The organism is uncultured Limimaricola sp., assembly GCF_964022235.1.
In the GTDB taxonomy this organism is placed as follows: Bacteria; Pseudomonadota; Alphaproteobacteria; order Rhodobacterales; family Rhodobacteraceae; genus Limimaricola.
Genome location: NZ_CAXHZL010000011.1, coordinates 144,296 through 155,237 on the forward strand (window position 1 = coordinate 144,296; position 10,942 = coordinate 155,237).

The 10,942-nt window shown below is 67.3% G+C and carries 11 protein-coding genes; 9 read left to right on the forward strand and 2 right to left on the reverse strand.

The window, feature by feature from the left end; all coding sequences use genetic code 11:
- Nucleotides 1–4 precede the first annotated feature (4 nt).
- The 4 genes from AADJ02_RS14270 to AADJ02_RS14285 are packed head-to-tail and all read left to right on the forward strand — an operon-like array spanning nucleotide 5 to nucleotide 2,175.
- Nucleotides 5–619 carry a pimeloyl-ACP methyl esterase BioG family protein gene (locus AADJ02_RS14270; protein WP_341213685.1) on the forward strand — a complete coding sequence of 205 codons (615 nt, stop codon included), beginning with the start codon at nucleotides 5–7 and terminating at the stop codon, nucleotides 617–619.
- Nucleotides 616–1,389 carry a methyltransferase domain-containing protein gene (locus tag AADJ02_RS14275; RefSeq protein WP_341213686.1) on the forward strand — a complete coding sequence of 258 codons (774 nt, stop codon included), beginning with the start codon at nucleotides 616–618 and terminating at the stop codon, nucleotides 1,387–1,389. Before AADJ02_RS14270 ends, AADJ02_RS14275 begins: the two co-directional genes overlap by 4 nt.
- Nucleotides 1,367–1,849 carry a hypothetical protein gene (locus AADJ02_RS14280; RefSeq protein WP_341213687.1) on the forward strand — a complete coding sequence of 161 codons (483 nt, stop codon included), beginning with the start codon at nucleotides 1,367–1,369 and terminating at the stop codon, nucleotides 1,847–1,849. Before AADJ02_RS14275 ends, AADJ02_RS14280 begins: the two co-directional genes overlap by 23 nt.
- Nucleotides 1,813–2,175 carry a helix-turn-helix domain-containing protein gene (locus AADJ02_RS14285; RefSeq protein WP_341213688.1) on the forward strand — a complete coding sequence of 121 codons (363 nt, stop codon included), beginning with the start codon at nucleotides 1,813–1,815 and terminating at the stop codon, nucleotides 2,173–2,175. The genes AADJ02_RS14280 and AADJ02_RS14285 overlap by 37 nt, the downstream gene beginning before the upstream one ends.
- 7 nt (nucleotides 2,176–2,182) lie before the next feature.
- On the opposite strand, the gene AADJ02_RS14290 is transcribed toward AADJ02_RS14285, so the two are convergent.
- Nucleotides 2,183–2,884, reverse strand: a complete 702-nt coding sequence (locus AADJ02_RS14290) for a hypothetical protein (protein WP_341213689.1) — start codon at nucleotides 2,882–2,884, stop codon at nucleotides 2,183–2,185.
- A 510-nt stretch (nucleotides 2,885–3,394) separates the two neighbouring features.
- Between AADJ02_RS14290 and urtA the strand changes: the two genes are divergently transcribed.
- The 5 genes from urtA to urtE are packed head-to-tail and all read left to right on the forward strand — an operon-like array spanning nucleotide 3,395 to nucleotide 9,385.
- Entirely contained in the window at nucleotides 3,395–4,681 is a 1,287-nt protein-coding gene (urtA, locus tag AADJ02_RS14295; protein ID WP_341213690.1) for an urea ABC transporter substrate-binding protein, read from the forward strand.
- A gap of 52 nt (nucleotides 4,682–4,733) precedes the next feature.
- Complete coding sequence (urtB, locus tag AADJ02_RS14300) at nucleotides 4,734–6,686, forward strand: urea ABC transporter permease subunit UrtB (RefSeq protein ID WP_341213691.1); 1,953 nt, start codon at nucleotides 4,734–4,736, stop codon at nucleotides 6,684–6,686.
- 34 nt (nucleotides 6,687–6,720) lie between these two features.
- A complete protein-coding gene (gene urtC, locus AADJ02_RS14305) occupies nucleotides 6,721–7,950 on the forward strand; it encodes an urea ABC transporter permease subunit UrtC (protein ID WP_341213692.1) in 1,230 nt (409 codons plus the stop codon).
- Entirely contained in the window at nucleotides 7,947–8,687 is a 741-nt protein-coding gene (urtD, locus tag AADJ02_RS14310; RefSeq protein WP_341213693.1) for an urea ABC transporter ATP-binding protein UrtD, read from the forward strand. The genes urtC and urtD overlap by 4 nt, the downstream gene beginning before the upstream one ends.
- 2 nt (nucleotides 8,688–8,689) lie before the next feature.
- Nucleotides 8,690–9,385, forward strand: a complete 696-nt coding sequence (urtE, locus tag AADJ02_RS14315; RefSeq protein WP_341213694.1) for an urea ABC transporter ATP-binding subunit UrtE — start codon at nucleotides 8,690–8,692, stop codon at nucleotides 9,383–9,385.
- Nucleotides 9,386–9,516: 131 nt separating this feature from the next.
- Here urtE and AADJ02_RS14320 read toward each other — a convergent pair whose 3' ends face one another.
- Complete coding sequence (locus AADJ02_RS14320; protein ID WP_341213695.1) at nucleotides 9,517–10,446, reverse strand: DUF808 domain-containing protein; 930 nt, start codon at nucleotides 10,444–10,446, stop codon at nucleotides 9,517–9,519.
- Nucleotides 10,447–10,942: the final 496 nt, after the last annotated feature.

Below are 10,942 nucleotides of genomic sequence, written 5' to 3' on the forward strand. Positions count from 1 at the left end.
CGGCATGCGGGTGCGGTGGCTGGCCGGGCCAAGCGATGCGTCCGAGGTGGTCGTCGTCTTTGGCGGCTGGGCCGCCGGGGCGGGGCCGCTGGCGCATATTGCGGGCCGGTGCGACGTGGTGTTCTGCGACGACGGGCGCGATCTCGGCACCGATCTGCCGCCACTCGAAGCCTATTCGACCCGCAGCCTCGTCGCATGGTCCTTTGGCGTCGCGGCCTATGCCCATTGGCAGGCTGGGCGGTCGCCCCGATTTCACCGCCGCGTCGCGCTGTGCGGCAGCCCCGCACCGGTGGACCGCCATCTCGGTATTCCTCCGGCGATCTTTGCGCGCACCCGCGACCGGCTCGACCAAACCACACTTGCCGCTTTTCTCGATCGGGCCGGGGCCCCGCCGGTGGTCGGGGCCGACATCGCCGCCCTGCGCAGTGAACTCGACGCGGTGGCGGCGCGCGGGGCGGCACCGGCCATCGACTGGGATGCGGCGGTGATCGCGGCGCGCGACCACGTGTTCCCCGAGACCAACCTGCGGCGGGCCTTCGCGGACGTGCCCCTGCGCGTCATCGACGCGGCCCATTGCCCCTTCGCGCTCTGGCAACGCTGGGACGAGGTGATCGGGTGAGCCCGGCCAAGGATCGCGTGGCGCGCGCCTTTCGGCGTGGCCTGCCGAGCTATCACGCCGAGGCGCGGGTGCAGGCCGCGAGCGCCGCGCGGCTGGCCGCGATGCTGGTCGAGGATGGGGTCGGGCCACGGATCACGCGCGCCTTCGAGTTCGGCTGTGGCACCGGGCTGCTGACGGATGCGCTGCGGGCGCGGTTCGCCATCGACCGCTTCGAAACCAACGACCTGCTGCCGGAGGCGGCGGCGCATCTGCCTGCCGAACTGCGCGCCGGGTTCCGGCCCGGTGCGGTCGAGGATCTGCCGCTTGAGGGGCGATACGATCTCATCGCCTCGGGGGCCACGATCCAGTGGGTCGCCGACCCCGCAGCATTGTTGGCACGGCTGTCGCGGCACCTCGCGCCGGGGGGGCGCATGCTGATCGGCGGCTTCGGGCGTGGTCATTTCGAGGAACTGGCGGCGCTGGCGGCCCCTGCGCCGCTTTTTTACGCCGATCCCGACGACTGGCCGGGGCTCTTGCCCGCGGGGCTCGACCTGCGCATGGCCGAAACCCGGCGGGAGGTGCTGACGTTCGACGACCTGCAACAGCTCTTGCGACATCTGCGCGCCACCGGCGTCACCGGCAATGCGCGCGCGGGATGGGGACGCGGCGCGATGCGGGCCGCCGAAACGCGCTGGCGCACCGAGCACCCCCGCCCCGACGGACGGTTAGGGTTGAGTTACGTTTCGGTACATCTCCTCATGAGCGTTGGTGACGGGGGCGGGCGGTGCTAGGCTTGGCGCGTCGGAAACCCGCGGCGCCGGGTCGACCGCAACGGGGGGCAGCGGCATCGTCAGCAGGACACCGGGTCACGGAAACCGCCTGATCGAACGGCTCGACCCCTCGCACCCGATCCGGTGCGACGGCCTGCTAGATTATGTCGACCTCCCTCAGGGCACGCGGATCGAGAACGCCGGTCAGGCGATCACGCAGGTGGTGTTCCCGGTCTCGGGGGTGGTGTCGGTCGTGGCAACCGGGCCGGGCGGGCAGGCTGTCGAAGCCGGTCTGGTGGGCCGCGAAGGCATGACGGCCCACACGCTCGTGCTCAACGGCGACCGGGCCGCCAACGACATGATGATGCAGATCGCGGGCGCGGGCTGGCGCATCGACGCGGCCGCGTTATGCAACATGCTCGATGATAGCTCGATGATAGCTCGATGCGCGACATGCTGTTGCAATACGTGCAATCGATGATGGTGCAGCTCAGCCAAAGCGCTCTGGCCTATGGGACTGCCACGATCGAGGTGCGTCTCGCGCGCTGGCTGCTGATGTGCCACGACCGCATCGGCTGTGACACGCTGGAGCTGACGCATGAGTATCTCGCGATGATGATGGGGGTGCGGCGCTCGGGCGTGAGCCTCGCCTTGGGCAAGCTGGAGGCGGTGGGCCTAGTGCGGGCGATGCGCGGATGCGTGGTGATCCGCAACCGGGCGGGGCTCGGGCGCGTGGCGCAGGATTTCTACGGCGTGCCGGAGAAGCATTATCGGCGACTTTTGGGCGATGCCCCGGCGCAGGGTTAGGCGCGTCTCAGCCCAGAATATAAAGCTCGGGGTGCTGCAAAAAGTGCTCGATCATCAGGGCCGGAGCCGGATCTGCATCCAGGTCGGCGCTGCGGGACAGATGCGCGCCCATCGCGCGCCGCTTGGCCGCGATGGAGAGGGGCGGGGCCGTCAGCAGCCGCAGGCCGTGTGGGACCGCCGCCTCGGTGCGGAACCGGCCTTCGACGGCATAGCACAGCGCGCGCTGTTCGTCGTGCAATGCCGCGCGGCCCAAGTGATGCCCGCGCTGCAGATCCACCAGCGGCTCGCCCTCCCACGGCAATAACACCAGCGCCTGCGCGGGGATCAATGGCCGCAGTCGGGCCGCAAGCCGCGCGGCGGGCCGGCCCCGTGCGGGCAGGTCGCCCGCGGTCTCGCCGATCCAGTGCAACCGGGCCTCGGGAGCGAGCCGCGACAGCGCCTGCGCGGTTTCCTCCTGCTTGGGGTCGTTGAGAGGTGGGGCCGCGTCTTGGGTGAGGCAGATCACGTCGATCCCGGCGCCCGCACGACCCGCTGTGTGGAGCAGCGCGCCGCAGGCCAACGTCTCGTCACCACCGCGCGCCACGATGCAGACCAATTGGCACGCTCTGCCCAGAAGCTCTGTTGCGGTGATGGAGAGCGCGTCGTGAGCGGCGCGCAGCAAGCCATCGGCTTGGGCATCCGTGGGGGGAATCGAGAACCGACGGCTCAACCGCGCGGCATCCGTTGGGGCACGGCGTCAAAGCCGGGCAGGTGGCCACGGTTTACCGATGGGTCCGGCGGCATCGCTGCGATCATCGACCTCTCCGTAGCACTCCTGTCCACGACCTCGACCCCGTGGCCCGGTTCCGGCCCTCTGCCGCCAAGCGTGCACCGCCCGATCTTTCCGCGCCAGCCCGGTGTGACGCTCCAATTGGCGGCAGCCCGAGCAGCGGCGCTCAATTTTGCGACATCTCGTCATCGAAGCGCCGCCGAAACAGGCAAGTCACGCCGCGCGACGAAAATGCATCCAGCCTGAATTGCGCCGACGGCGGCTCTGACGGAACCGTGAGCCATCCCGACCATCCGCCCCGAAGGGCCGGCAGGCGGGAGGGAGACGGCCACTGGACTTGGACCTCGCGGCGGCCGCCCCCCGGATGCAACACAGTTGCGGATACCGAGCTAGGGCGCGCAGGGCCGAGAGGCAATCCCCGCCCCGCCGTATCCGCCAGGAGACCGACAGATGACCAGACTTTCGACTTCACTGGCCGCCTTCCTCGCGATCGGCGCGCTGAGCGCCCCTGCCGCGGCACAGGAGGCATCCTGCCCGATCAAGGTGGGCGTGCTGCATTCGCTCTCGGGCACCATGGCGATCTCGGAGACGACGCTGAAGGACACGATCCTTATGCTGGTCGAGGATCAGAATGAGAAGGGCGGCCTCCTGGGCTGCGATCTCGAAGCGGTGGTGGTCGACCCGGCCTCCGACTGGCCGCTCTTCGCCGAAAAGGCGCGCGAGCTTTTGACGGTGCACGACGTTGACGTGATCTTCGGCAACTGGACGAGCGTGTCGCGCAAGTCGGTGCTGCCAGTGATCGAGGAGCTGAACGGGCTGCTGTTCTATCCGGTCCAGTACGAGGGCGAGGAATCCTCGAAGAACGTGTTTTATACCGGCGCCGCGCCGAACCAACAGGCGATCCCGGCGACGGACTACATGATCGAGGAAATGGGCGTCGAGAAGTTCGCGCTTCTGGGCACCGACTACGTCTATCCGCGCACCACCAACAACATCCTTGAGGCCTATCTCAAGGATCAGGGCGTCGCCGACGCCGACATCTTCGTCAACTACACCCCCTTCGGCCATTCCGACTGGTCGAAGATCGTCTCGGATGTCGTGGCCCTTGGTGCCGACGGCAAGAAGGTGGGCGTGATCTCGACCATCAACGGCGACGCCAACATCGGCTTCTACAAGGAGCTGGCGGCACAGGGCGTTTCGGCCGAGGACATCCCCGTCATCGCCTTCTCGGTGGGCGAGGAGGAGCTTTCGGGCCTCGACACCTCGAACCTCGTCGGCCATCTCGCGGCATGGAACTACTTCCAATCCGCCGAGGGCGAGGCGAACGAGGCCTTCGTCGCCAAGTGGAAGGAAAAGATGGGCGAAGAGCGGGTGACCAACGATCCCATGGAGGCCCATTACATCGGCTTCAACATGTGGGCGCAGGCGGTCGAAGAGGCCGGCAGCACCGAGGTCGATGCCGTGCGGGACGCGATGTACGGCCAGACCTTCGCGAACCTCACCGGCTCGATGGCCGAGATGCTTCCGAACCATCACCTGACCAAGCCGGTGCTGATCGGCGAGATCACCGAGGACGGGCAGTTCGACATCCTGACCCAGACCGACCCGGTGCCCGGCGATGCCTGGACCGACTTCCTGCCCGAGAGCGCGCTTCTGACCTCGGATTGGAAGGATCTCGGCTGCGGCATGTACAACACCGAGACCGAGACCTGCGTGCAGACCAAGTCGAACTACTGACGACGGACCGGTCGGGGCGGAACACGCCTCGGCCACCCACGGGGGCGGACCAATGACACGGATATTCAAGACGGCGCTGGCGGCGCTGTGGCTGAGCTTCGGCGCGGGGCTGGCGCAGGCGGGGCCGGTGCAGGATCTGCTGCAAGAGCAGGGCGATCTGATCGAGCAAAGCTCGCGGCGCACCATTCAGCCCGCGATCGAAGCCATCGTCGCAAGCGGGCTGGAGCGCGTCCAGCCGGTGCTTCAGGCGTGGCAAGACAAGGCGCTCTGGCGCGATGCCGAAGGGCGCTTCTGGCGGGTGATCGAAAGGGACGGGGCCGAAACCCTCGTCGATGTCGACACCGGCGAGGAGACCGGCCCGGCGGACACCGACGCGATGGAGCAGATCAAGCCCAACAGCGGCATTCGCGCGCTGATCGGCACCGCTTTGGTGCAGTTCCAGCTTTCCGACCCCGAGCCGCGCCGCCGCCGCGAGGCGCTCGTGTCGATCTCGCGCGATCCCGAGCCCGAGCTTCTGGCGCCGTTGCGTGCCTCGATCGAGACCGAGGACGACGCCGACCTGCGCGCCCGCAAGATCCGGCTGGAGCGGCTGTTGACCATGCGTTTCGGCGCAAACGAGGCCGAGCGCGTCGCCGCCATCGAGGCGCTGTCTACCGACACCGCCGTCGAGGTGCGCGCCGCCCTGAACCCGCTTCTGGCCACCCGCCTTGCCGTGGTGCCGGCGGGTGCCACGCCCGAGGGCAACGTCGCACGCGCCCTGTCACCCGGAGGCGAGCGGCTTTCGATCACCGCCGCCTATGCGCGGCTGGTCGAGGAAGACCTCGCACCCGCGCGCCCTACCAACTCCGACATTCGCGCAGCCCTCGAGGCCAACCGGGCCGAGGGCCGGGTCGGTGGCGTGCCTCTGGGCGCGCTCGGCGATCCCGCCGCCCGCGCCCGCGCCTATGACGCATTGGCCGGCCAAGGTCTGGTACCGCCGCGCGTCGAGGACAGCGACGTGGAGGCCACGCTTGAGGCGCATGATTTCTTCGACGTCTATACCGAGCCGTCGGAGGCGGTCACCGACGCCGCCCGGGCCGCGATCACCTCGATCGGCATCCGCGTCGGCGCGATGAGGGGCGTGGACATCGGGCTCGACGCGCTGAGCCTCGCTTCGATCTACTTTCTCGCCGCCATCGGCCTCGCCGTCACCTTTGGGGTGATGGGCGTGATCAACATGGCGCATGGCGAGTTCATCATGATGGGGGCCTACACCGCCTATCTCGTCCAGCAGATCGTGCCCGACCGCACCTTGTCGATCGTCCTCGCCCTTCCGGCGGCCTTTGTGGTGACCTTTGCCGCCGGCGTGGCGATGGAGCGGCTGGTGATCCGGCACCTCTACCACCGCCCGCTCGAGACGCTGCTGGCGACCTTCGGCATCTCGATCGCGCTGCAGCAGCTCGCCAAGATCATCTTCGGCACGCAGGCCCGCCCGCTCACCGCACCCGATTGGCTCGGCGGCGCATGGGTCCTCAACGACGTGGTGGGGATCAGCTACATCCGCATCGCGATCTTCGTGCTGGCCCTGCTGTTCCTGGGCTTCTTCCTGTTCTTGATGAAGCGCACGCGGTTGGGGCTCGAGACCCGCGCCGTGACGCAGAACCCCGGCATGGCCGGATCGGTCGGCATCGATCCGGGCCGGGTCAACATGCTGACCTTCGGGCTGGGCTCTGGCATCGCGGGGATCGCGGGCGTGGCGATCGGGCTTTATGCCAAGGTCACCTCCGAGATGGGCGCCGACTACATCGTGCAGAGCTTCATGACCGTGGTCGTGGGCGGCGTCGGCAACATCTGGGGCACGCTTGCGGGGGCTGCGATGATCGGCGGTCTGCAAAAGGGCATCGAGGTGCTCAACCCGTCGAACACGCTGGCGGCGCAGACCTACATGATCGTCGCCGTGATCATCTTCATCCAGTTCCGGCCGCGCGGCATCATCGCGCTCCGGGGCCGCGCGGCGGGAGACTGACCATGACCTCCACCTCGAACCCAACGGAGGCCCCATGACCGGCTCCTTTCTCAAGCGCAATCCTTCGGTCCCCGTGGTCCTGGGCGCGCTGCTCCTCGTCACCTTCCTCGTCTCGATCCTGTCGGAGGCGGCTGGCGGCGGGCTCTCGACCAGCTTCGTGAAAACGCTTGGAATGACGCTGTGTCTGGCGCTCGCGGCGCTCGCCATGGACCTCGTCTGGGGTTACGCGGGCATCCTGTCCTTGGGCAACATCGCCTTCTTCGCGCTTGGCGGCTACATGATCGGCATGTGGCTGATGACGGCGCGGACCGAAGCCATCGTCGCCGAGAGCCTGTCGGGATCGGTGATCCCGCCGACGCCGGACGAGATCCGCGACGCCGTGGGCGGGCAGATCTTCGGCGTCGTCGGCTCCTCGGATTTTCCGCTGATCTGGAGCCTGTCGGGCAGTCTCTGGGCGCAGCTCGCCCTCGTGGTGCTGGTGCCGTCGCTGCTGGCGCTGGTCTTCGGCTGGCTGGCATTCCGCAGCCGCGTCACCGGGGTTTACCTGTCGATCCTGACGCAGGCGATGACCCTCGCGCTGGCGCTCTACCTGTTTCAGAACGACAGCGGATTGCGCGGCAACAACGGGCTGTCGGGCCTGCAGAACCTGCCGGGGCAGGGTGACGTGCCGCAGGCGCAGGTGGCGCTGTGGTTCCTGTGGGGATCGGCCGTGGCCTTGGGTCTGGGCTACGTGCTCTGTTCTTGGGTGGTGTCGGGCAAGTTCGGCGCGATCCTGCGCGGTATCCGTGACAACGAGGCGCGGGTGCGGTTCCTCGGCTACCCGGTCGAGGGCTTCAAACTTGCCATCTTCACCCTCTCGGCGGCGATCACCGGCATCGCGGGCGCGCTCTATTATCCGCAGGCGGGCATCGTGAACCCGGCCGAGATGATGCCCATCGCCTCGATCTACCTCGCGGTCTGGGTGGCGATCGGCGGGCGCGGGCGGCTCTATGGCGCGGTGATCGGTGCCATCGTGGTGAGTCTCGTGTCCTCCTTCTTCACCTCCGGGCAATTGCCCGACCTCGGCCTTGGACCTGTGCGCATCGTCTGGGTTGACTGGTGGTTGGTGATCCTCGGCCTCAGCTTCGTCGCCGTAACGCTGTTCGCGCCGCGCGGGCTTGGTGGTCTGGTCGATCTGTGGACCCAGCGCCGCAGGCCGGCGCGCCACGGTGCCGATCTCGGCCCCGACAGGGGTGCATTTCGCGAAGAGGAGGCAGAGGCATGAGCACGCTTCTTGAAGTGTCCGGCGTCTCGGTGAGCTTTGACGGCTTTCGCGCCATCAACAACTTGTCGTTCCGCATCGGACAGGCCGAGCTTCGGGCCGTGATCGGGCCGAACGGGGCAGGCAAGACCACCTTCATGGACATCGTCACCGGCAAGACCCGGCCCGACAAGGGCCGCATCAGTTGGGGCGAAAAGGGGCTGTCGCTCCTGGGGCTGTCGGAGGCGCGCATCGCCCGCGAAGGCGTCGGGCGCAAGTTCCAGAGGCCCACGGTGTTCGAGGACCAGACGGTGCAGTCGAACCTGATCGTGTCGCTGAAGAACCGGCGTGGGCCGTTCTCGGCGCTGTTCTACCGACCCGACAAGGGCGATCTCGCCCGCGTCGAGGCGCTGGCCGAAAAGATCGGCCTCTCCGCGCATCTGGCGCGCAAGGCCGGTGAGCTCAGCCACGGCCAGAAGCAATGGCTCGAGATCGGCATGCTGCTGGCGCAGGAGCCGCGGCTGCTGCTCGTGGACGAACCCGCCGCCGGCATGACGCTCGAAGAGCGCGAGAAGACCACCGATATCCTCGTCGAAGCCGCGAAGACCCGCGCGGTGGTGGTGGTCGAGCACGACATGGAGTTCGTGCGGCGGCTGAACTGCCGCGTGACGGTGCTGCACGAGGGTGCGGTGCTGGCCGAGGGCAGCCTCGACCACGTGACCTCCAACCCCGACGTCATCGACGTCTACCTGGGACGATAGACATGCTCGACGTGACCGATCTCGACCTTCACTATGGCCACAGCCAGATCCTCGACGGCGTCTCGATGAGCGCGCGGGCAGGAGAGGTGACCTGCGTGATGGGCACCAACGGTGTCGGCAAGACCAGTCTGCTCAAGGCGCTCTCGGGCCGCCACCCGGCCAGCCGGGGGCGCATAACGCTTGACGGCGACGACATCGGCGGTTTGTCGGCGCATGGTAAGGCGCGGGCGGGCGTGGGCTATGTGCCCCAAGGGCGCGAGGTGTTTCCGCTCTTGACCGTGCGCGAAAACCTCGAGACCGCCTTTGCCGGTCTGCCGCGCGCCGAGCGGCGGGTGCCCGACGACATCTTTGATCTGTTTCCCGTGCTGCATCAGATGCAGCACCGGCGCGGCGGCGACCTTTCGGGTGGCCAGCAACAACAGCTCTCGATCGCGCGCGCGCTGATCCTCAAGCCGCGTCTGCTGCTGCTCGACGAGCCGACCGAGGGCATCCAGCCCAACATCATCCAGCAGATCGGCCGGGTCATCGCCAAGCTGCGCAACCGGGGCGACATGGCGATCGTGCTGGTCGAGCAGTACTTCGACTTTGCCTATGAGCTGGCTGACAGCTTCGTGGTGATGCGGCGCGGTCAGGTGACGCTCACCGGCACCCGTGACGGGGTAAGCCGCGACGAGCTGGTGCGCGGCGTTTCGGTCTGAGGCGGGCAACCGCCATCGCCTCGAACACGACGCTGGAACTGGCAGGCCCGAATGCGAACGGCCGGGACATCGCTCCCGGCCGTCGTCTTTCAAGGTCACCCGCGCGGCAACCCATGCGATGATCCGCCCGATCAGTGTGCCTTCGACTTGACGGGCAGCACCGACATGATCGTGACGAGCACGGCCCCGACGGCGAGACCGACCACGCCCATCATCGCCGCACCGGTCAGCCAGCCGAGCACCTCGGTCAGGAGCGGCGCGTTATGCGCCACGTATTCGGAGGCCGCTTCGATGAAATGACCGGGCCCGGAAATATGGTAGTTTTCCAGACCATGGACCAGAATGCCGCCGCTCACCCAAAGCATTGCCGCCGTGCCGACGATCGACAGCAGATCGAGCACATAGGGCATGCCCTTGACCAAAAGCCGCCCGAACGCTGGCAAAAACCCGTCCGGCCCGCGCGCCGCCAGCGCCGCGCCGACATCGTCGGCCTTCACGATGATCGCGACGGCGCCGTAGACGATGAACGTGATGAACACGCCGACGACCCCGAGTACCACGGCTTGGGTAACGAAGGGTTTGCCCGCCACGGTCGATAGTGTCAGCGCCATGATCTCGGCCGAAAGGATGAAATCCGTGCGGATCGCGCCCTTGACGGTGCTCTCCTCGTCGAGCGGCGCCTTGTCCGCCGCGCCATGCCCATGCCCGAGCAGCACCTCGGCGATCTTCTCGGCGCCCTCGTAGGCGAGATAGAGCCCGCCCAGCATCAACAGCGGCGTGATCGCCCAAGGTGCGAGGAAGCTCAATGCGAGTGCCGCGGGCAGCAGCACCAGCAGCTTGTTGCGCAGCGAGCCGATGCCGATCTTGCGGATGATCGGCAGCTCCCGGTCGGCCATGAAGCCGAGGACGTATTTGGGCGTGACGGCGGCGTCGTCGATGACGATCCCCATGGATTTGGAGCCCGCCTTTACCGTGGCGGCGGCCACATCATCGAGCGATGCCGCGGCGGTTCGGGCGATCAGGGCGACGTCGTCGAGAAGAGCGAAAATTCCGGAACTCATGGGCCTGCCGATGTTGTGGGACTGATGTTCATGCGTCGGGTGTATCCCCTCCCAACGACCCATGCATCGAATGGGTCGCCTGGGTGCGAAGTTTTTTGTCACGGCCGCCACGTCGGTTCTCGATCAAAGCCGCTTTGGACCCGCACAACCTCGCCCAAACTCGCAATCTGCTTTCGTTGGTCAGGATGGGCTGAGCACCGAAAAGCGACCGAAAGGCACAGTAATGGGTCAGGTCCGACATTGCTTTTCGCAGGCGCGGCAGACCGCCTCAGGAGCAAAGCGACGCTGCGGGGGGCGATGTTGCACAAAGCAGCCTCGGGCATGACTGCCCCCTTTCCCGCCTTTCTTCAGCGGACGGCTTCGATCTCGGCCCTGCCGAGGGCCGAGAAGCGGTTCATGATGGCGATGCGGATCTGGATTTCGGCGGTTTGGCGGTCCGGTGGCGCTGTTGCACATATCGGTGAAGGGAATTCACTGAGCGTGTTCTGACCGGTAG

What these genes read in the sequence shown, in the direction of transcription:
- AADJ02_RS14270 (WP_341213685.1), top strand. Translation starts at nt 5, where the DNA reads ATGCGGGTGCGGTGGCTGGCCGGGCCAAGCGATGCGTCCGAGGTGGTC.
- AADJ02_RS14285 (WP_341213688.1), top strand. Translation starts at nt 1,813, where the DNA reads ATGCGCGACATGCTGTTGCAATACGTGCAATCGATGATGGTGCAGCTC.
- urtA (WP_341213690.1), top strand. Translation starts at nt 3,395, where the DNA reads ATGACCAGACTTTCGACTTCACTGGCCGCCTTCCTCGCGATCGGCGCG.
- urtB (WP_341213691.1), top strand. Translation starts at nt 4,734, where the DNA reads ATGACACGGATATTCAAGACGGCGCTGGCGGCGCTGTGGCTGAGCTTC.
- urtC (WP_341213692.1), top strand. Translation starts at nt 6,721, where the DNA reads ATGACCGGCTCCTTTCTCAAGCGCAATCCTTCGGTCCCCGTGGTCCTG.
- urtD (WP_341213693.1), top strand. Translation starts at nt 7,947, where the DNA reads ATGAGCACGCTTCTTGAAGTGTCCGGCGTCTCGGTGAGCTTTGACGGC.
- urtE (WP_341213694.1), top strand. Translation starts at nt 8,690, where the DNA reads ATGCTCGACGTGACCGATCTCGACCTTCACTATGGCCACAGCCAGATC.
- AADJ02_RS14320 (WP_341213695.1), bottom strand. Translation starts at nt 10,446, where the DNA reads ATGAGTTCCGGAATTTTCGCTCTTCTCGACGACGTCGCCCTGATCGCC.